The 19,189-nt window shown below is 53.6% G+C and carries 19 protein-coding genes and 1 pseudogene; 15 read left to right on the top strand and 5 right to left on the bottom strand.

Annotated elements, in window-relative coordinates; genetic code table 11:
* Positions 1–209: 209 nt before the first annotated feature.
* Together AXA67_13485 and AXA67_13480 are read left to right on the top strand one after the other, a co-directional pair.
* A complete protein-coding gene (locus AXA67_13485; GenBank protein ID KXJ40045.1) occupies positions 210–1,154 on the top strand; it encodes a hypothetical protein in 945 nt (314 codons plus the stop codon).
* Entirely contained in the window at positions 1,155–1,847 is a 693-nt protein-coding gene (locus AXA67_13480) for a hypothetical protein (protein KXJ40044.1), read from the top strand.
* Here AXA67_13480 and AXA67_13475 read toward each other — a convergent pair.
* Complete coding sequence (locus tag AXA67_13475) at positions 1,822–2,373, bottom strand: hypothetical protein (protein ID KXJ40043.1); 552 nt, start codon at positions 2,371–2,373, stop codon at positions 1,822–1,824. The genes AXA67_13480 and AXA67_13475 overlap by 26 nt on opposite strands.
* Positions 2,374–2,441: 68 nt before the next feature.
* Here AXA67_13475 and AXA67_13470 point away from each other — a divergent pair, with 68 nt between their 5' ends.
* The 9 genes from AXA67_13470 (at position 2,442) to AXA67_13430 (ending at position 9,138) form a co-directional block, all read left to right on the top strand.
* On the top strand, positions 2,442–3,851 hold the full coding sequence (locus AXA67_13470) for an ATP synthase subunit beta (GenBank protein ID KXJ40042.1): 1,410 nt from the start codon (positions 2,442–2,444) through the stop codon (positions 3,849–3,851).
* Positions 3,823–4,215 (top strand): ATP synthase F0F1 subunit epsilon, encoded by a 393-nt coding sequence (locus AXA67_13465; protein ID KXJ40041.1) that lies wholly within the window; start codon positions 3,823–3,825, stop codon positions 4,213–4,215. Before AXA67_13470 ends, AXA67_13465 begins: the two co-directional genes overlap by 29 nt.
* A complete protein-coding gene (locus tag AXA67_13460) occupies positions 4,212–4,520 on the top strand; it encodes an ATPase F0F1 (protein KXJ40040.1) in 309 nt (102 codons plus the stop codon). The genes AXA67_13465 and AXA67_13460 overlap by 4 nt, the downstream gene beginning before the upstream one ends.
* Complete coding sequence (locus AXA67_13455; protein ID KXJ40039.1) at positions 4,513–4,797, top strand: hypothetical protein; 285 nt, start codon at positions 4,513–4,515, stop codon at positions 4,795–4,797. The genes AXA67_13460 and AXA67_13455 overlap by 8 nt, the downstream gene beginning before the upstream one ends.
* Positions 4,798–4,800: 3 nt before the next feature.
* The gene (locus tag AXA67_13450; GenBank protein KXJ40038.1) at positions 4,801–5,508 is read left to right on the top strand and encodes a F0F1 ATP synthase subunit A; all 708 of its coding nucleotides are present in this window, start codon (positions 4,801–4,803) and stop codon (positions 5,506–5,508) included.
* Positions 5,505–5,780: an ATP synthase F0F1 subunit C gene (locus AXA67_13445; protein ID KXJ40037.1), complete on the top strand. Its 276-nt coding sequence runs from the start codon at positions 5,505–5,507 to the stop codon at positions 5,778–5,780. Before AXA67_13450 ends, AXA67_13445 begins: the two co-directional genes overlap by 4 nt.
* Before the next feature lies 1 nt (position 5,781).
* Positions 5,782–6,522 carry a hypothetical protein gene (locus AXA67_13440; GenBank protein ID KXJ40036.1) on the top strand — a complete coding sequence of 247 codons (741 nt, stop codon included), beginning with the start codon at positions 5,782–5,784 and terminating at the stop codon, positions 6,520–6,522.
* Positions 6,519–8,048 carry an ATP synthase subunit alpha gene (locus AXA67_13435; protein ID KXJ40035.1) on the top strand — a complete coding sequence of 510 codons (1,530 nt, stop codon included), beginning with the start codon at positions 6,519–6,521 and terminating at the stop codon, positions 8,046–8,048. Before AXA67_13440 ends, AXA67_13435 begins: the two co-directional genes overlap by 4 nt.
* Positions 8,049–8,271: 223 nt before the next feature.
* On the top strand, positions 8,272–9,138 hold the full coding sequence (locus tag AXA67_13430; GenBank protein ID KXJ40034.1) for a hypothetical protein: 867 nt from the start codon (positions 8,272–8,274) through the stop codon (positions 9,136–9,138).
* A gap of 730 nt (positions 9,139–9,868) precedes the next feature.
* Here the strand turns inward: AXA67_13430 and AXA67_13425 are convergent.
* Positions 9,869–10,318, bottom strand: a pseudogene (locus AXA67_13425) (diguanylate cyclase).
* A 36-nt stretch (positions 10,319–10,354) separates the two neighbouring features.
* On the opposite strand from AXA67_13425, the gene AXA67_13420 reads away from it, so the two are divergent.
* Together AXA67_13420 and AXA67_13415 are read left to right on the top strand one after the other, a co-directional pair.
* Positions 10,355–11,512, top strand: a complete 1,158-nt coding sequence (locus AXA67_13420; protein ID KXJ40033.1) for a lipid-A-disaccharide synthase — start codon at positions 10,355–10,357, stop codon at positions 11,510–11,512.
* Positions 11,509–12,552 carry a UDP-glucose 4-epimerase gene (locus AXA67_13415; GenBank protein KXJ40032.1) on the top strand — a complete coding sequence of 348 codons (1,044 nt, stop codon included), beginning with the start codon at positions 11,509–11,511 and terminating at the stop codon, positions 12,550–12,552. The genes AXA67_13420 and AXA67_13415 overlap by 4 nt, the downstream gene beginning before the upstream one ends.
* A gap of 42 nt (positions 12,553–12,594) precedes the next feature.
* Here AXA67_13415 and AXA67_13410 read toward each other — a convergent pair whose 3' ends face one another.
* Both AXA67_13410 and AXA67_13405 read right to left on the bottom strand, forming a co-directional pair.
* Positions 12,595–15,831: an acriflavine resistance protein B gene (locus AXA67_13410; GenBank protein KXJ40031.1), complete on the bottom strand. Its 3,237-nt coding sequence runs from the start codon at positions 15,829–15,831 to the stop codon at positions 12,595–12,597.
* Between the two features lies 1 nt (position 15,832).
* Positions 15,833–16,891 (bottom strand): hypothetical protein, encoded by a 1,059-nt coding sequence (locus AXA67_13405; GenBank protein ID KXJ40030.1) that lies wholly within the window; start codon positions 16,889–16,891, stop codon positions 15,833–15,835.
* A 38-nt stretch (positions 16,892–16,929) separates the two neighbouring features.
* Between AXA67_13405 and AXA67_13400 the strand changes: the two genes are divergently transcribed.
* Together AXA67_13400 and AXA67_13395 are read left to right on the top strand one after the other, a co-directional pair.
* Entirely contained in the window at positions 16,930–17,160 is a 231-nt protein-coding gene (locus AXA67_13400; protein KXJ40029.1) for an AbrB family transcriptional regulator, read from the top strand.
* Entirely contained in the window at positions 17,150–17,485 is a 336-nt protein-coding gene (locus AXA67_13395; GenBank protein ID KXJ40028.1) for a transcriptional regulator, read from the top strand. Before AXA67_13400 ends, AXA67_13395 begins: the two co-directional genes overlap by 11 nt.
* On the opposite strand, the gene AXA67_13390 is transcribed toward AXA67_13395, so the two are convergent.
* Positions 17,478–18,872: a hypothetical protein gene (locus AXA67_13390; protein KXJ40027.1), complete on the bottom strand. Its 1,395-nt coding sequence runs from the start codon at positions 18,870–18,872 to the stop codon at positions 17,478–17,480. The genes AXA67_13395 and AXA67_13390 overlap by 8 nt on opposite strands.
* Positions 18,873–19,189: the final 317 nt, after the last annotated feature.

Raw genomic sequence — 19,189 nt, 5'->3', positions numbered from 1 at the left:
TTGCGGCTAATTGTAACTCGTGGTTTGGTCGATGGAAAAGGCGCTTCTCCCGGAAGGAGAAGGGTTGGTTATTTCTAAATTCGGGCTGCTGATTACCTCCAATTTAAGGTATTCTTTATACACCTTTGAAAAAATGGCCGCTGGTTTTTTCTCAGATCGAACTTATGGCATGTTATGGCATAGATTTACCTTAAGAGGGGGATGATCCAATGAATCTAACAACGCTTCAAGAACAAATACAAAATAAAACGTTGGGCCTGTGGGAGAGGATTCAACAGCATCCCCTCTATCAGCGATTCTTGCAATTGTCCTTGGCGATGCAAATTTCAATCGGTTTGGGTATTTTTTTGCTCAGCCAAGTGGTGGTCTTCGGCGGTCTCTATTGGATCTTCGGCGCCACCGTGGTGGTCGGCTTTTTCGCCAGCGTGGTGGCCGGGCTTGCGACGGTGCTGGGGGCGCTGCCAGCGGTATTTATGAAGGAAATTTCCTTTCGCACCGTTAATTTCATGATGGGCATGGCCGCGGGCATTATGCTGGCGGCGACGGCTTATTCCCTGGTGGAGCCGGGCGTGGAATTTGGCAATGCGTTATGGCCTGGGCTTGGGGTGTATGTGGTGGTTGCCGGGATTATGCTCGGCGCCTGGTTTTTGGACTGGGCGGAAAGGACGGTGCCCCATGATATCTTTGGTGGCGATGCGGAAATTTCTACCGCCTTGCGCAAGGTATGGATCTTTGTGGTGGCAATCACCATTCACAACTTCCCGGAAGGGTTGTCCGTGGGCGTGAGTTTTGGCGGTGGGGATTGGAGTAATGGGACGCTATTGGCCATTGCCATCGGCGCCCAGAATATCCCCGAGGGGATGGCGGTAGCGTTGCCTCTGATTGGGGTGGGATATAAACCCTGGAAAGCAGTAGTCATTGCCATGATTTCCGGGCTGGTGGAGCCAGTGGGGGGGTTGCTGGGGGTGACGCTGGTGACGGTCTTTGAAGTGCTGCTGCCCCTGGCCATGGGTTTTGCCGCCGGCGCCATGTTGTATGTGATCGCCTATGAAATCATCCCCGAGATTCAAGCCAAAGAGCGTTCCCGTTTGGCGGTGTTCGGTGTCTTGGTAGGATTCGCCATTATGACTATCTTGGAAACCACCCTCGGCTAAATGGTCGATTTGCTACAAAACCACTGGTCGGAGCTCAAGCAATGGTGGATTTTGACTGTTGCTTTGATTACGGAGCGTACGTGGTGGATGGGCGCTTTCACCAGTTTTGCCTTGATTGCCGCCGCAGAAATCGGTGATAAGAGCCAATTGGTTTGCATGACTCTGGCGACCCGGCACCGCCCCTGGCCAGTATTGTTGGGAGCGGTAACTGCTTTTTCCTTATTGAATTTGTTGGCGGTGGTGTTTGGCGCCGTGGTGGCCGCTTGGCTGCCCCGTTGGCTGGTAGGAGTAACGGTAGCAGTGCTATTTGCGGGGTTTGGGCTGCACGTTTTGTGGTCAGCGGATGAGGAAGAGGAGGACGAGAAGATTACCGAAAAAAGCGGCCATAGCATTTTCATCACCACATTGCTAATGATTTTCCTAGCGGAATTCGGGGACAAAACCCAGATTGCCGTGGCGGGACTAAGTACCACAGTCAACCCGGTTGCGGTCTGGGCAGGGGCGACTGCGGCTCTGGCCATGACTTCCGCTATAGGCGTGATTGCCGGGCGAACGGTGTTTCAACATTTGCCTATCCATATCATTCACAAATTGAGCGGCTTTCTGTTTCTGATTTTGGCGGCAGTGGCACTGTGGGGCAGTGTGCCTTGGGGGTCGGTTTGGGAATTTATTCGGACTTTCCGCTTGCCTTGATAAAGATCACTCCGAGAAGGATATCGGCCACCGCCCCGAATATCACCCCGACACCGGCCAACACCATGGAAGCAAAGCCAAGCCCGGACGCAGCGACCAGATACCCATAGGGTTTTTGAAAGCCGAACAAGGGGTTGTCCATCTTTAATATTTGAAAGGCATAGCCAATCAACACCAAACCGTAAGCCAAGCTTATGATGGCCATGAAGCCAGTACCCCCGCTGATCTGTCCGGGTAATAACATAGGACCTAACAGAACCAAAATCGTGAGGGCGTTGAGACCAATTAATCCATAAATGGTTAGATCAAGGCTGTGATAGCCAAAGCGCTCGTTGAGCAAGCCCTTGAAGGTGGTAATGATATAGACAAACAGAGCGAAATTGAGCAGGGTCAATAACGCGGTGATCATCATGGGTCCAAAGCCTGGATTTCCTGCCAGTTGCGACGCCAATGATGCCAATGGCAAGATCATGGTGGCGCGGATGAAGGCGAGGATGGCGGCTAGTTTAAAACGATCGCTGTTCATGGCATTACCTCTGGGTTAGTATTCTTTTATCATTGCTTTTGCGTTTCATTGTATCGTAGAGGGATCTCATGGAAACTTCCATTCAAGCCTCTAAAGCAGGCAGCATCCAATCGGTTCGCGCAAGCGTGGTGGATGTGAGGTTTCCTCAAGGTGTCCCACCCTTATTTCAATGTTTAAAGGCAGGAATTTCTGGTCAGGTATTGCTGGAAGTCACGGCCCACCTGGATCAACAGACGGCCCGCTGTCTGGCTTTTACCAATACCCAAGGTTTGCAGCGGGGAGACCAGGTCATCGATAGCGGCGGGCAGATCCAGGTGCCGGTGGGAGAAATATTGTTGGGCCGGATGGTGAATATGCTGGGCCAGCCTATCGATGGTTATGAGTTGGGTGATTCTGGGGAGTACCGGTCTATCCACCACCAATCCGTACCTCTGGCGAAACGCAAAGTCGCGCCGGAAGTATTCGAAACCGGCATCAAGATCATCGATCTTTTGTCGCCCTTGGAAAAAGGCGGCACGGCGGGCTTGTTTGGCGGTGCCGGGGTGGGAAAGACCGTGGTCATTACCGAGTTGATTCATAATATGATGGGCAAATACCGTGGTGTCAGTATTTTCTGTGGCATTGGCGAGCGTTGCCGGGAGGCGGAAGAACTCTACCGCACTATGAAGGAAGCCGGCGTGCTTGAGAATGCGGTGCTGGTGTTTGGGCAAATGAATGAGTCGCCCGGGGTCCGTTTCCGGGTGGGTCATAGCGCCTTGACCATGGCGGAGTATTTCCGCGATGACCGTAATCAGGACGTACTCCTATTGATTGACAACATTTTCCGTTTTATTCAGGCGGGGACGGAAGTGTCGGGATTGATGGGGCGGATTCCGTCCAGGGTAGGGTATCAACCCACCCTAGCAACCGAGCTGGCGGAATTGGAAGAGCGGATTTGTTCCACCGTTCACGGCAGCATGACTTCCATTCAGGCGGTCTATGTACCTGCTGATGATTTTACCGATCCGGCTGCCGCCAGTACCTTCGGTCATCTTTCCGCCTCGGTGGTGTTGTCCCGGCAACGGGCCGCGCAAGGGTTTTATCCGGCGGTGGATCCGCTGCAATCCCGTTCCAAAATGCTTCACCCTTCAGTGGTCGGGACTCGTCATTACCGGGTGGCGCGCCGAGTGCGTCAGGTTTTGGCGGAGTATCAAGAGCTGCAAGATATTATCGCTATGCTGGGGATTGAAGAATTGTCCGAAGCCGACCGTTTGACGGTCAACCGGGCGCGGCGGCTGGAACGGTTCCTTACCCAGCCTTTTTTCACTACCGAACACTTCACCGGCAAGCCCGGGGTGTTGGTGAATCTGGAGAATACGATCGATGGCTGTGAGCGGATTCTCAACGATGAATTCAAAGATGTGCCGGAACAGTTCCTATATATGATCGGAACCATAGATGAGGTTCAGCGTGAAGTTGAAGATTCTGCTGCCCAGTGAAGTATTTCTGGAAACCACCGCCAGTAAAATCATCGCCGAAGCTGAAAACGGTTATTTCTGTTTAGAGCCCCGGCATGTGGATTTTGTGGCGGCCTTGGCAGCGGGTGTATTGACCTATGTCGATGCGCAGCGGCAGACTTGGTATGTAGCCATTGATGAAGGAATTTTGGTCAAATGTGGCTTCCAGGTACAGATTTCCACTTACAAAGCGGTGCGCGGCGAACAACTGGAAACCTTGAAGCAACAGGTGGAGACTGAAATCCTGCAATTGGATGAAGTCGAGCGCACTACCCGCAGCGTTTTGGCCCGTCTGGAAGCCGGGATCCTGCGCCGTTATGGTGAATTTCGGGAGGTGCTGAAGTGAGCGATGACCCGAAAAACGAGCCGCCCGGGGAAGAAAAACTCCCTCTTGCTGTTGAAAAAAAAGTAAAGCGTCACCTAAAGGCGCGTCGGGAGGAAAAGCAAAGCGTGTGGTTTGGTTTAGGGATGTTCGGCATGGTGGGATGGTCCGTGGCGGTGCCCACATTGCTTGGCATTGCCTTGGGTTGGTGGCTGGACAGGCAATATCCAGGCCCTCCGTCGTGGACTTTAACCTTCCTCTTCGCCGGGGTGGCGCTGGGCTGTTACAACGCCTGGCAGTGGATCAAGAAAGAAAGCCGCCGTGATTGAAGGGATATTGCTTTGGCTCGGTTTATTTGTTGCTGGCGCAGGACTGGGAGCTTTTTTTTACGGCGGGCTATGGTGGGCGGTAAAAAAGCTCCCGGAAGTTCGTCATCCCGCTGTGTGGATGTTGGCGAGCTTTGCGGTGAGGACAGCGGTTACCGTGACCGGGTTATTCTGGTTGATGGCGGAAGACTGGCGGCGTTTGTTGGTGGCGGTGGTGGGTTTTGTGACTGTACGGGTGATAGGGACGGCAATGGTACAAAAAAAGCCAGAATCAGGATAAATCATGCAATTCAACCCCGACCAAACCCTCTACTGGCAATTCGGCCTGTTTAAAATCAACGCCACCTTGGTGTACACCTGGGGCGTGATGGCGCTCCTGGTATTCGGAGCTTGGCTGGCAACCCGGCGACTGTCGCCAAAGATAAGGCCGGGGCGGTGGCAGAATTTTTTGGAATCGCTGGTGAATGTGATCCGGGGGCAGATCCGCGATGTGACCCATCAGGAACCCGACCAGCATTTGCCTTTTGTCGGCACATTGTTTTTATTTATTGCCCTGTCCAATTTGCTGGCCATCGTACCGGGTTATATTCCGCCTACCTCTTCCCTGTCCACCACCACGGCCTTGGCGATTTGTGTCTTCATCGCCGTGCCTTTGTACGGCATCCGCGCAGTGGGCTGGAAAAATTATCTCCTGCAATATCTACAGCCCACGCCGATTATGCTGCCCTTTAATATCATTGGTGAATTCTCCCGTACTTTGGCGCTGGCGGTCAGGTTGTATGGCAATATCATGAGCGGGGCGGTGATTGGTGCGGTATTGTTGACTCTGACACCGTTTTTCTTTCCCATTGTGATGCAGTTGTTGGGACTGTTGACCGGCTTTATCCAGGCCTATATTTTCGCCATTCTGGCGTTGGTTTATATCGCTTCGGCCAGCGTCGTCGTTCAGGAAAAGATTGAAAAACTAGATAAAAACGAGGAAGAGACATGACATCAGAAACCTTGATTGCCGCCGTTTCCATCTTTACCGCAGGTTTGACCATCGGTCTAGGCGCCATTGGGCCAGCGTTGGGGGAAGGGCGGGCAGTGGCTCAGGCGTTGTCGGCCATTGCCCAGCAGCCGGACGAAGCCAATACCATCACCCGCACTTTGTTTGTCGGCTTGGCCATGGTGGAATCCACCGCCATCTACTGTTTTGTGGTGACCATGATTTTGCTGTTCGCCAACCCCTATTGGGAATATTTCCGTAGCGCCGGAGGTTAAGGTGATCGACTGGATCACGGTCATCGCCCAGATCGTCAACTTTTTGATTCTGCTGGCCTTACTGAAACGATTTTTATATCGGCCCATTGTCGCTAACATGGAAGCGCGGGAGCGCTATATCGAATCGCGCCTCAATGAAGCTGCAAGGTTAAGAGCCAAGGCAGAGCGCATGATTGCCACCTATCGGCAAAAGCTGGAAGCGATTGAAACCCAGCGCCAGGAGATTTTAAAACAGGCTTGTCAGGAGGCGGAATCCGAACGCCAGGCTTTACTTGAAAAAGCCCGCGAGGAAGTGGCGCAAAAACGGTTGCAATGGATGCAAGAGTTGGCTCAGGAGCAAGCGGCACTCCTGAATGAATTGAAAAATGTCCTGACAGAACAATTGCTGGAATTATCGCGCAAGGCGCTGCGGGATTTGGCGGATTTCGATTTGGAAACCTTGATGGTGAAAAAATTCCTCCAGCAATTGGCATCATTGAGCCTGGAGCAAAAACGGTTGCTGATGGAGAGCGGGGAAAATGTGTGGAAAGTCACTACCAGCTTTACGCTGAAAGACACTCAGCGCCAGCAAATTGAAAGCGCCCTAAAGCAGCTGCGCTCGGATATCACTATTGAATTTGACCTGCAACCCAACTTGTTGTGTGGCATTGCTTTGGAAGCAGACGGCCGTATCTGGCACTGGAATCTCGCGGCTTATTTGGATGAATTGGAATCTTCTCTCAAACAAGCCTTACCAGCATGAACAAAGAAACGGCTTCGGTGTGGGCTCCCTTCATCCACGAAAGTACGGAAATATTAAAAAAATCGATGGAGTCTTATCGCTTTACCCTGACTCCCAAAGAAATCGGGCGGATTTTGAAAATCGACCGCGGCATTGCCAGAATTCGGGGGCTGCCTGGGGTATTGGCGATGGAAGTCTTGCAATTTGAAGCCGATGTGGCCGGCGTGGCATTCAATCTGGATCCCCATGAAGTGGGTGCGGTTTTGTTGGACCCTGAACAAGCGTTGAAGGCGGGCGGCAGCGTATTCCTCACCGGCAGGGTATTGGATACCGCTGTGGGGAACGGTCTGTTGGGTCGGGTGATTGATCCATTGGGGCGGTCCTTGGATGATGGCGGGCGAATCGTTAGCGATGAGCGCTGGCCAGTGGAGCGGGAAGCTCCGGCGATTATTCAGCGGGCGCCGGTCACGGTGCCCCTGCAAACCGGAATCAAAGTGGTTGATGCGTTGATTCCTGTTGGCAGGGGGCAGCGGGAATTGATTGTCGGCGACCGTCAGACCGGCAAGACCACCATTGCGGTCGATACCGTGCTCAATCAGCACGACCAGGATGTCATTTGTATTTACTGCGCCATTGGTCAGCGCATGCAGACAGTAGCCAGGGTGCTTGCCAGGTTGCGGGCGGAAGATGCGATGAAATATTGCGTGGTAGTGGTTGCCAGTGGGGAGATGCCGGCCGGACTTCAGTTCATTGCGCCTTATGCCGCCACCACCATTGGCGAATGGTTCATGGCCCAGGGGCGGGATGTTCTGGTAGTGTATGATGATCTTACTCGTCACGCCGATGCCTATCGGGAGCTTTCCCTGTTGCTGCGCCGTCCTCCGGGAAGGGAAGCCTACCCGGGAGATATTTTCTATATTCACTCCCGGTTGTTGGAGCGTTCTACCCGATTGAAACCGGAATTTGGCGGCGGTAGTTTGACCGCCTTGCCCATTGTCGAAACCCAGGCGCAAAATATTTCCGCCTATATTCCCACTAATTTGATTTCCATTACCGATGGTCAGATATACGTTTCTCCACTGCTATTTCAGAGCGGTCAACTGCCGGCGGTGGATGTGGGGAAATCCGTTTCCCGTGTCGGCGGCAAGGCACAATTGCCTGCTTACCGCGAGGTTACCGGCCTGCTTAAACTGGCCTATGCGCAGTTTGAAGAACTGGAAACCTTCGCCCGCTTCGGAACCCGCCTGGATGAGCGAACCCGCCAGGCTATCGAACGGGGCCGCCGGGTGCGGGAGATTTTGAAACAGGAAGAAGGCGATGCCCTGACCCCATTGGAACAAATTGCGGTGCTGTTCGCCTTGAATGAAGGGTTGCTCGATACAGTTTCCGTGGATGAAATCCGGGCTGCGGAAAGAAGAATCCGCACAATGGTGATGGCGCAAAAGGCAAGTTTTGCCAATCTTGCCCAGGGAAAGAACCTCACTAAGGAAGAAAAGCAGTTGCTGCTGCAATTGATCAAAAAAGCGGTAGCAGAAATGGAAAGTTGATTTTGTTAATTAGCAATCTTGCCTATGAATTTATGCAACCAAGGTGTTCCGGTCTTCCTTCCGTGGGACGCCGTGAACTCATCCCTGAGGGCTTGATGGCGGCCATCCAGGCCGCCAACACCCACGGAAGGAAGACCGGAACACTTGAGAATATCAAGCTGCCCAAATTTTACAGGCATGGAAGCAATTGCTTCTCTTGTCCCCTTACAGAAGACTGAAGCTAATGCAAACCCTGGAAACCTTGCAACGAGCCATTGATACCTCCCGCCAGCTCAAGGACATTGTCCGTACCATGAAAGTATTGGCAGCGGTCAGTATCCGCCAGTATGAAAAGGCGGTCCAATCCCTGGGGGATTACAGCGACACCGTGGAAATGGGTTTGCAGGTCTTGGTGCGTCACGTGGCTTTCCCCGCCCGGCGGTTAAAAAACGGGGAAAAAGCTGCCATCGTATTCGGTTCCGATCAAGGGTTGTGTGGCCGGTTCAACGAGCTGCTTTTGGAATATGTCCGCGAAAAATTAAAGCCTTCCAAAGGAACCCGCTTGCTTGCGGTGGGCGCGCGGGCGGACATGGGACTTGAGTCCCTGGGTTTTCGGGTCGAAGAGTGTTTTTTTGTGCCCGGATCGGTAGCCGGCATAACTCTGACGGTCCAGCAAATTCTCCAGAAAATCGAAAGCTGGCAAGCCGAAGGGATCAATGAAGTGAAATTGTTTTACCATAAACACAGTGGCCGGGGGCGCTACCGTCCCATCCAGCAACTATTGCTGCCCTTGGATGAACACTATTTTAGACGTTTGAAAAAGAAAACCTGGCAGGGCCGTAGCTTGCCCACCTACACCATGAATCCCAACGTCCTGTTCGCCGCGTTGACGCGGCAACATCTTTTTATTTCCCTCTATCGCGCCTGTGCCGAATCCTTGGCGAGCGAACACGGGCAACGATTGATTTCCATGCAACTGGCGGAAAAAAATATCGGCCAGCGGTTGGAGCAACTGACAAGGACTTATCAGCAACTGCGCCAAGAAACCATTACTTCCGAGTTGCTGGAAGTGGTTTCAGGCTTCGAAGTGTTACAAGGTGAAGTATCATAAAGCCAAGACCACGTCATATAAATACGTAAAGGATTGATTGAAGGGGCGGGTGGTCTGATTCGAAAGCCTCGCCGGCAGGGAGGCCGGCGTGGAGCCTACAGGGACGTATTTACGGCGTTTTTCGAAGCAGACCACCCGCCCCGGCATGAATAGATGACGGTACCCTGATCAGAAAGCGAGGAAAGATGAGCGAAAAACATGAATTAGGCTTATTGCGCCATGCCAAATCCGCCTGGAATACCGACGCCCCCACAGATTTCGACCGCCCTTTGAATGAACGGGGCAAAAGAGACGCGCCGCGGATGGGGAAGTGGATGGCAGCTCAAGATTGGGTGCCCGATACCATCATTGCCTCACCCGCCAGGCGAGCCAAGCAGACCGTCAAACGAGTATGCCGGGAGTTGGGATTTCCTCTCGAACAAATCAGCTGGGAAGAAAGAATCTACAATGCAGATGTCTCCGACTTGCTCGCGGTGCTGCGAGAGTGTCCGGAAACTTCGCGCAAAGTATTGTTGGTGGGGCACAATCCCGGACTGAGTGATTTACTGGAGTTATTGACAGGGTCAATTTCTGATGGTGCGTTAAAATTACTCCCTACTGCCGCGTTGGCCCGTTTGGAAGTAGACGGCGCCTGGAAGGATCTTGGTCCCGGAAAAGGGCGTTTGATCGGCATTACCCGGCCAAAGGAATTGCGGGAGTGAGCGCTTTTATTATAGGCCGGTTCCCTGGGTTCTCGCAGAAACCACAGCACTATTCCCAGAGCGATGATGGCAACCGCCAGGGCAATCAAAGAGGCTGGTTGAATTTTATCCAAATCGAGAATGATCATTTTCCTCGCTAAAGCCATCAGGGCGATCATGACAACGGTTCTGACCTTGATGATGCTTTCCTTGCGCGCCGCCACCTTGATGATGGAATGCTTGAATTCCATCGCAATGAGCACCGTCATAATCATCCCGAAAATCGTCTTGAAAGTGCGGTGTTCCAGGGGATCCAGCCTACCTAATATCAGTCCTGAAAATACCTCTTTGAGCAACCCAAACAGGGCGAACACCACCACGATTGAGATGACGATGGTTACTGTCACCGCGACGACTTGTTCAAATCTCTGATAAAAATTGAGAAGCCGCCATTCCTCCATGGACGTATCAAAGAAAAAATCGGTCAGGTTTTTTTTCATTGCTTTTTTTGAGCTTTATTAATATGAATCTGGATCATGCCTGAAAAAAACTATCGCGTCATGTTATCCGCCGGAGAGGCCTCCGGAGACAGGCATGGCGCGCTATTCTATCTTACCCTCAAAAGACAATTAAAGGGGGTGTCTGGTTTCGGCATGGGTGGGGAGGAAATGCAGGCGGCGGGTGTTGAGTTATTGATTGATGCTAACGGACTGAGTGTCATCGGCGTGACTGATGTTTTCAAACGCTATCGCCAAATCCGAAAAGCATTAAGAAAAATGCAAGCGGAAATCCTGTCGCGGCGCCCGGATTTGCTGATTTGCATCGACTACAAGGAATTTAATCTGCGCCTGGCCCGGTTTGCCAAGCGCGCCGGAGTAAAAGTGTTATTTTATGTGGGGCCTCAAGTTTGGGCCTGGCGCCCCGGAAGGCTTAAAGATTATGCCCAGGCGGTGGATCACATGGCGGTGATATTCCCTTTTGAACTGCCTTATTATGAAAAGGTCAAGTTGCCCGCAACTTATGTGGGCCATCCCCTCGTGCAACAGGTGCAACCCTCATGGACCCGGGAAAAGGTCTGCCAATTTTTTGAGTTGGACCCAGGCCGGCCGATCATCGCCTTGTTGCCGGGAAGCCGGGAAGATGAAGTCAAGCGGTTACTGCCCGTCATGGCTCATGCTTGGGAATTGCTAAGCGCCTCAGATCCGAAAGTCCAGGGGCTGATTAGTCTTGCTCCATCGATTTCCGATGCGTTGATTTCGCAAGTCTGGTCAAAGCCGCTGTCTTTAAAGATTATCAGACAGCATGCCTATGAAGTCTTGCAATACTGTGACGCCGCCGTGGTATGTTCTGGAACGGCTACTTTGGAGCTGGCGCTATTACAGGTCCCCATGGTGATTGTCTATCGTCTGTCGCCTCTGACATACCGGATTGGAAAATGGTTGGTCAAGACCCCTTATATTGGACTCCCAAATATTCTGGCCGATAGGGAAATTTGCCGGGAATTCATCCAGGATCAAGTTTCACCGACTAAAATAGAGGAAGAGCTGAAGCGAATTTTGGCCAATCCTGAATATGCGAACTCTCAGCGAAGCCAGTTGGCCGGAGTGAAAAAGCAGTTAGGTAATCAACGCGCCGCGGAAAATCTGGCCAGGCTTGCGGCAAATCTATTACACCAAGGAGGACAATTGGAATGAGCGGATATGTGTTGGTCACAGGAGGTGCGGGTTATATTGGCAGCCATACTTGTGTGGAGTTACTGAATGCGGGCTACCAGATAGTGGTAGTGGATAATCTTAGCAACAGCAAATATGAAGCCATACGCCGGGTGGAGGAAATTACCGGTCACAAGATACCCTTTATTGAAGCGGATATTGGCGACCGTCAGACCATGGACCGGGTTTTGCAACAATATCCAACTGATATTGTGGTCCATTTTGCTGGGCTCAAGGCAGTAGGGGAGTCCTGCGAGAAGCCGCTTTTGTATTACCACAACAATATCACGGGTACTTTGGTGCTTTGCGAGGCCATGCAAGCAGCCGGCGTCAAGCGCATGGTTTTCAGCTCTTCGGCGACAGTATACGGCGATCCCCATACCGTCCCCATTACCGAAGACTTTCCACTGCAAGCCACTAACCCCTATGGCCGCACCAAGCTCTTCATCGAAGAAATTCTCCGGGATCTGGTCAACGCCGATCAATTATTGCAGAGCCAGATGCCATGGACCGTGACCTTGCTGCGATATTTCAATCCTGTTGGCGCCCACCATAGTGGTATGATCGGCGAAGACCCCAACGGCATTCCCAACAATCTTATGCCTTACATTACCCAAGTGGCGGTGGGGAAACTCAAACAACTGCAGGTATTCGGCGGCGATTATCCTACCCGTGACGGCACTGGCGTGCGTGATTATATTCACGTTGTCGATTTGGCCAAGGCCCATGTCAAAGCCGTGGATAAACAGCTCACCCGTCCTCCAGGCCAGGTTTTCACCTATAACCTCGGCACGGGCACTGGCTATAGCGTGTTGGATGTGGTCAAAGCCTTCGAGCAGGCCTGTGGCGTCAAAATCCCCTACCAGATCGTCGACCGCCGCCCAGGTGATGTGGCCGAATGTTACGCTGATCCCTCCCTGGCGGCATCGGAGCTGGACTGGAAAGCGGAAAAAAATATCGAAGACATGACCCGCGACGCCTGGCGTTGGCAATCGAGCAATCCTGAAGGGTATCCGGATTGAGATGTATTTGTATCACCGCGGAGACGCGTAGGGCGCAGAGTTTTAATCGCTAACTTCTTGCTTTTTTCGATTTAAAAGATAGTACACCACCGGAATCACCAGCAACGTGAAGCTGGTGGACGCGAAGATACCGAAGATAAAGCTCCAGGCCAGCCCCGAGAAGATTGGGTCGAGGGTGATGACAACGGAGCCAAACATGGCGGCGCCAGCGGTCAGAAAGATGGGGCGCAGGCGCACGGCACCGGCTTCGATGAGGGCCTCACTAAGGGGTTTGCCTTGGGCCTGGAGACGTTGGATGAAGTCGATGAGGATGATGGAGTTGCGAACCACGATGCCGGCCAGCGCGATCATGCCGATCATGGCCGTGGCGGTGAAAAAAACAGGGTTGGGATAGCCCTGGATGGGTTCAGGAAGCAAATTTAGAAGCCAGAAACCGGGCATGATGCCAATGACGGTCAGCGGAATGGCCATCATGATGACGATGGGCATCCCTAGGGAGTCTGTTTGCATCACCAGCAGCACATAGATCATTACCAAGGCGGCGGCAAAGGCCAGGCCCAAATCCCGGAACACATCCACGGTGATCTTCCATTCGCCTTCGCCGCGCAAGGTGAAATCATAGCCTTGCGGCAACGGGTTATCCTCGAACATCCGGGTCAAGGCGATTACCGCTTCCACCGGCGCATGGCCCGCCATTTCCGCAATCACATAGCCCACCGGCTTAAGGTTTTTATGATAACGGGTCACTGGCACTTTTTCCTCGATAAAGTGCCCCAACTCGCCCAACGGGATCAGTTGGCCATCGGCGCTCCGTACCCGCAGGCTGGCGAGAATTTCGGGGTGGGAACGCAGCGGACGTTGGATACGAACAATGGCGGGGGCAGGTTGGCGTTCGTACTCGGCGTGGAGCAGGCCGACTTTGGTGCCCCCCAGGGCGCTTGCCAAGGTCTTGGAAATCTGAGCCACGCTGATGCCATGCAAGGCGGCCTTGGCCTGGTCAATGTGGAAGTTGAGACGGGTCTGGGGCTCATCCACGAAGTCGTCCACATCCACCAGAATATCGAGTTTTTCAAAGCCATCGTGGCGCATGCGTAGTGTGTTCTGGACCAGATCAGCATAGGCCACCCCGGGAGGGCCATAGACCTCAGCCACCACGGTGGAAAGCACCGGCGGCCCTGGCGGGATTTCCACTATCTTGACGCTAGCCCCGTGTTTGGCGGCAATGGCTTCGATATCCGGGCGGATTCTCAGGGCGATTTCGTGGGATTGATGGTCACGCTCGTGCTTATGTACTAGGTTGATGCGAATGTCGCCCTGATAGCTGCCATGGCGCAGGTAGTAGTGGCGAACCAAGCCGTTGAAATCCATGGGGGAGCCAAGGCCGATGTAGGTTTCGAAGTCAGTGACTTCGTTGACCGTGGCCAGATAATCTTCCAGATCCCGGGCCACCGCATCGGTTTCTTCGAGGGTAGTGCCCCGGGGCATGTCGATTACCAACTGCATTTCGTTCTTATTATCGAAGGGCAGCAATTTGAGGGGAATGGCGAAGACCACCAACAGGCACGAGAGGAAGAAAAGCAGAACGATAAAACCTAGAAACAGCCGTGCCCGGCCAGCGTTGGCAATCAAAGGACCCAAGGCTTTTTGGTACCAGTGGTAGATGAGGCTTTCATGAATATCGTAGGGTTTTTCCCCGGGTCTGCCATATTCTGCCTTGAGCAGGTGGTAACTGGCCCATGGCGTAACGGTGAAAGCTACCAACAACGACATCAACATGGCCACCGGGACGTTGAATGCCATGGGCGCCATGTAGGGCCCCATCATGCCCGTGATGTAAAACATCGGCAAGAATGAGACGATGACGGTGAAGGTGGCATAAATAGTCGGCGGCCGTACTTCGTCCACTGCGGTCAAGGCCGCTTGTAGCGGCGGTTGTTTGCGGAGCTTGAAGTGGCGGTAAATGTTCTCTACATCGACAATGGGGTCATCCACCAGCAGGCCCAGCGATAGGATGAGCGCGAACAAGGTGACGCGGTTGATGGTATAACCAAATACCAAGTCGCAAAACAGGGTCACTCCCAGGGTCATGGGCACGGCGATGGCGACGATGAAGGCTTCGCGCACCCCCAAGGCAATGGCTAAAAGAACGATGACGGTGGCGATAGCGACAAATAAATGTTCCACCAATTCGTTGACCTTATCATTGGCGGTTTCGCCGTAGTCCCGGGTGACGGTGACGGTCACTTGGGAAGGAATGACGCCGCCGTGAAGAGATTTCACCTGTTCGATGACGTCCCGGGCCACGGTGACGGCGTTGGCGCCGCGGCGTTTGGGCACGGCAATGGTCACCGCCGGATGGCCGTCTCCGCTCGTCGCGTCAGGGCCTGCAATGCGCTTGCTGTGTTCAGCCTGGGGCCCGAATCCGATACGGGTCAGGGTCTCTACCTCGGCGGGGCCGTCTTCTAATTTCGCCACTTCCCGCAGATAGACCGGACGGCCCTGGTATTGACCAACCACGGTACTGGCGGCATTTTCCAGCGATTTCCAAAAAGGGCCGGCTTCCAGGCGCAGCCGGCGGTTGTCGTGGTTGAATTCGCCGGCCTGAAGGTTGAAATTGGCCTTTTGCAGTGCTCCCATCAGCTCCAGTAGACTCAGATGATGGGCGGCCAGTTTGGCCGGGTCGGGATAGATGCGCAGGGTGCGGCGCTGGCCACCGGAAATCCAGATTTTGCCGGTATTGTCCACTTGGCCGATCTTGTCGAGCAGCTCTTCGGCCACACGTCGTAACTCGTAGGTGCCATATGCGGGATCCGGGGAGGAGAGGGTAAGCAGAACGATGGGAACATCGTCGATCTCCACCGGCTTGACCGTCCAAGAGGTGACAAAGGGTGGGATGATTTCCCGGTTGGACATGAGCTTGCTCCAGGTCTTGAGCAGGCTGTCCTCGCGGTCCTCGCCAACGTAATAACGCACCGTGGCGATGGCCCGCCCAGGCATGGACATGGAGTAAACATACTCCACGCCCGGAATCTCCCACAGCTTATGTTCCAGCGGGGTGGCCACCAGTTTTTCCACTTCATCCACCGAAGCCCCGGGCGCTTCGACCAATACGTCCATCACTGGGACGACAATCTGTGGCTCCTCTTCACGGGGGGTCAATAGTAGCGCGGCAAGACCCATCAGCATCGAGCCAATCAGAATCAATGGCGACAAGTTCGATTCGATGAAAAGCTTGACGATGCGGGCGGTGAAACCCAAGGCCTTCTCCTGTTCTGCCATCTCAGTTCACCTTGGGTAGCTGGACTTGGTCTCCCGACTTCAACCCGGCGAGAATCTCAATTTGCCCGTCGATACGCCGGCCGGTGCGCACTAGGCGGGTTTGTATGTGGCCTTCGGTGACGTACTGCACTTCCTCTAGTTGCCCCACCTGACGCACCGCCGCGGCGGGAAGCAACAATAATTGTTCCTCGCCGCAAGTCTGCCCAAACCAGGCGAAGGCGCCCGGCAGCACTGGTTGATCTGGCGGTAACGCCGCCTTGACCTCGATCGTGTGGGTGAAGGCATCGGCAGCGGCGGCCATTTCCGTTACTGCCGCCTCGAGTTGGAGGTCTTGGCCGGGCACGTTTATTGTCACAGGTGATCCCAGGCTCAAAAAGCGGGCGCATTGCTCCGGGACGTGGGTTTTGACTTCCAGTTGCCGGGGATTCTGCAAGGTGAGAATTGGCCGTCCGGGCAGGCCCATGTCGCCAGGATCGGCCAACCGTTCAATCACACTTCCGGCAAAAGGGGCGTAAAGGCGGGTTTCTTTGAGTTGCGCCTGAATGGCTTGGATCTGCTGCCTGGCTTGCTCGACTCGAGCCCGGCTGCCTCGTTCGGCGGCCACGGCTGCATCAAGGTCCCGCTGGGTGGCGGCCTGCTGTTTGAATAGATTGCGTATCCGGCGGGCATCCGCCGCTGCCCGTTGGGCCTGGGCTTTCGCTGCGGCCAGGGCGGCCTGGGCGGCGCGTAATTGAGCGCGGATCTGGCTGTCATCCAGGCGGGCCAGCAATTGGCCTTTTGGTACCTGGGCGCCGATGTCCACGGTGATCTCAAGAATTCGCCCCGGGATTTTTGGGGCAATGCGGGCAACAGTGTCAGCACTGACGGTGGCGGGCCAATCCAATCGGCGGGGAAGGGTGCGGGCTTCGACTTTAACGGTGTGGCCGGAGGCCTTTTTCAATGCCAATGGGGTGCGGCCCGGCGGGACCTTTTCCGCAAAAGCGCCCTGAATCCAGGCGAGTAGCCCAATCAGGCCGAGGACGGCGAGCGGGCCCCAAACGAGTTTGCTGGTGAGTTTCATGGTATGATGGTATTACTGTAATACATTAGATAAACATTATGACTCATATTGTTAAGGTGACCACGAAAGGGCAGGCCACCATTCCTGCGGATATTCGTAAAATCCTGGGAATCTGTCCTGGTGATCGGATTGTCTGGGAGGTGGACGAAAAAGGCATCGTTCGGGTTCGGCGGGCGACACCGTTGGATATGGAATACTTGAAAGCCGTTGAAGAAACCCTGGGCGAATGGCACTCTGAAGCTGACGAGGAGGCCTTTCGTGACCTATGAACGATTCACTGTGATTCGGGTGCCGTTCCCTTTCACCGACCGTAATACGAGTAAACGGCGGCCGGCGTTGGTGCTGTCTTCCGCACCAGAATTTAATACGCCCATTAGCCATTCGGTGATGGCTATGATTACTTCCGCCCATCATTCTCCCTGGCCACTGGATTGCCTTTTGCGGGATCTGAAACAAGCCGGTTTGCCTGCGCCATCCAAGGTCCGGTTCAAGTTGTTTACTCTGGATCACCGGTTGATCGACGGCGTTTTGGGACGGCTGTCTAACCATGATGGCGCTAGGGTCGAAAACGCCCTTCAACGCTTGTTCAATTAAACGGTGGATCATCACTTGATTCTCGGTGTATCCATTCGCCGGTGGCGCGTTTGAGCTCGGCCTCGGCGACGAGTGCATAAAAGCGGGCAGTAATTAAATGCAGGCGGGCAGCGGCGGCATCAGTTTCAGCTTCAAGAAAGCGGGTAACGGTGGCGGTTCCGCCGCGATGTTGGGCGCGGACCAGCTTCAATGCCTCATCTGCGGCCGCCAATGCCCGTTTGGCGACTTCGAGGCGTGCCAAGGCTTCCCGCAAATTCAACCAGGCTTGTTTCACTTCTTTTTCCACCTGCAACTGGGTTTGTTGCCTCAAGGCGCGGATTTCATCTAATTTTTGTTTGGCCTGATGGATCCGGGCGCTGATGGCGCCGCCAGTGAATAAATCCACCTCCGCCTGCACACCCATGGTGAGATTGTCTTTATTGGTTGAAAATTGAGGGTTTTTACTATTTTGGCCATAAGTGGCAAAGACATTCAACCGAGGCAGGCGAGCGCCTTGTGCCGCTTTCACCACCTTTTCCTGGGCCTTTACTTGCTTGTCCGCGGCAATCAGCTCGGGCCGGTGAGTCAACGCCTTTTGGAGCCAATCGTTAAATTCACCGGGGGTGGCTGGTACTTGGGTACTGTCACCGGAAATGACCTCCAGCCGTGCTTCAGGTGGAAAAGCCAACAGGGTACGCAAAGCGGCTTTTGCTGCTTCCTTGGCGTTCAATGCTTGAATTTGCTGCTCTTGGGCTTGAGCCAAGCGGACCTCCAAAGATAAGACATCGGATTTAAGCGCCATGCCCTGGGCTTTGCGGGCACGCATGAATTCCAGCTCTTTACTGACGGTGGTCAGGGTACGTTTGGCCACATCGATCCGCTGTGGCGCTTCTAGCAAAGCATAAAACGAGGCGCTTACCGCGGTGGCCAAGCCGTTGCGGATAGCGGTTTTTTGTGCCTCAGTTGCATCGATGCCCAGCTTGGCGGCCTGACGTTGATAATAATCCTGTCCACCACGAAATAGCGACCATTGCATGCCTATTTCAGGGCGGAAATCTTCCTGAAACCCTGGATCGTTGATGTCCATGCCGAAGTCAAACCTGCGCTGGGCGACAATCATGCCAAAAGCCCGGGAAGGATTGTTTGATGAGACATAGCTCAACCCGGCTTTAAATTGGGGATAAAAAGCGGCTTCCACTTCTTTGAGGCGACCCTGTGCCATTTGAATCCGAGCTTGAGCCGCATGGAGATCGGGATTACGAATAAGCGCTAGATCAATCGCTTGAGATAGAGTTAACGGCGCGGAAGGCAAGACATCAGCATCTATTCCCAGGTTTTCGGCATAAAGAGGGACTGCCTGAAGATTAATTATCAGGAAACACAGAAAAACAAGCTTTAGTGCTTTCATTCAATGCCTTCCTTGTGAACGCGGCTTCCCATTCTATTAGGAATATCGAATAAATCAAATTCAATTCTTTGATTTATCAGGGCCATATCATTTAAACACGTAAGGTATTGATTACAGAGGCAGGTGGTTTGCTTCGAAAAACGCCGTAAACTACGTCTCTGTAGACTCCACGTTGGCTTCCCTGCCGGCGAAGTTTTTGAAGCAGACCACGTGCCCTGGCTTGAATAGATGACGGAGGCTTGTTTGATTTATGGCAAGGGTCTTAGGAAAACGGATGATTGGATGAAAATATACTGTCGCCGTATTGTTCGGGTCCC

Origin of the sequence: Methylothermaceae bacteria B42 (genome assembly GCA_001566965.1) — a bacterium.
Taxonomy (GTDB): domain Bacteria; phylum Pseudomonadota; class Gammaproteobacteria; order Methylococcales; family Methylothermaceae; genus Methylohalobius.
The sequence above is the reverse complement of the archived record's forward strand: the minus strand, read 5'-3'. Positions and strand labels throughout refer to the sequence as shown.

What these genes read in the sequence shown, in the direction of transcription:
- AXA67_13445 (KXJ40037.1), top strand. Translation starts at nt 5,505, where the DNA reads ATGACATCAGAAACCTTGATTGCCGCCGTTTCCATCTTTACCGCAGGT.
- AXA67_13450 (KXJ40038.1), top strand. Translation starts at nt 4,801, where the DNA reads ATGCAATTCAACCCCGACCAAACCCTCTACTGGCAATTCGGCCTGTTT.
- AXA67_13435 (KXJ40035.1), top strand. Translation starts at nt 6,519, where the DNA reads ATGAACAAAGAAACGGCTTCGGTGTGGGCTCCCTTCATCCACGAAAGT.
- AXA67_13430 (KXJ40034.1), top strand. Translation starts at nt 8,272, where the DNA reads ATGCAAACCCTGGAAACCTTGCAACGAGCCATTGATACCTCCCGCCAG.
- AXA67_13485 (KXJ40045.1), top strand. Translation starts at nt 210, where the DNA reads ATGAATCTAACAACGCTTCAAGAACAAATACAAAATAAAACGTTGGGC.
- AXA67_13410 (KXJ40031.1), bottom strand. Translation starts at nt 15,831, where the DNA reads ATGGCAGAACAGGAGAAGGCCTTGGGTTTCACCGCCCGCATCGTCAAG.
- AXA67_13470 (KXJ40042.1), top strand. Translation starts at nt 2,442, where the DNA reads ATGGAAACTTCCATTCAAGCCTCTAAAGCAGGCAGCATCCAATCGGTT.
- AXA67_13415 (KXJ40032.1), top strand. Translation starts at nt 11,509, where the DNA reads ATGAGCGGATATGTGTTGGTCACAGGAGGTGCGGGTTATATTGGCAGC.
- AXA67_13480 (KXJ40044.1), top strand. Translation starts at nt 1,155, where the DNA reads ATGGTCGATTTGCTACAAAACCACTGGTCGGAGCTCAAGCAATGGTGG.
- AXA67_13475 (KXJ40043.1), bottom strand. Translation starts at nt 2,373, where the DNA reads ATGAACAGCGATCGTTTTAAACTAGCCGCCATCCTCGCCTTCATCCGC.
- AXA67_13420 (KXJ40033.1), top strand. Translation starts at nt 10,355, where the DNA reads ATGCCTGAAAAAAACTATCGCGTCATGTTATCCGCCGGAGAGGCCTCC.
- AXA67_13400 (KXJ40029.1), top strand. Translation starts at nt 16,930, where the DNA reads ATGACTCATATTGTTAAGGTGACCACGAAAGGGCAGGCCACCATTCCT.
- AXA67_13390 (KXJ40027.1), bottom strand. Translation starts at nt 18,872, where the DNA reads ATGAAAGCACTAAAGCTTGTTTTTCTGTGTTTCCTGATAATTAATCTT.
- AXA67_13405 (KXJ40030.1), bottom strand. Translation starts at nt 16,891, where the DNA reads ATGAAACTCACCAGCAAACTCGTTTGGGGCCCGCTCGCCGTCCTCGGC.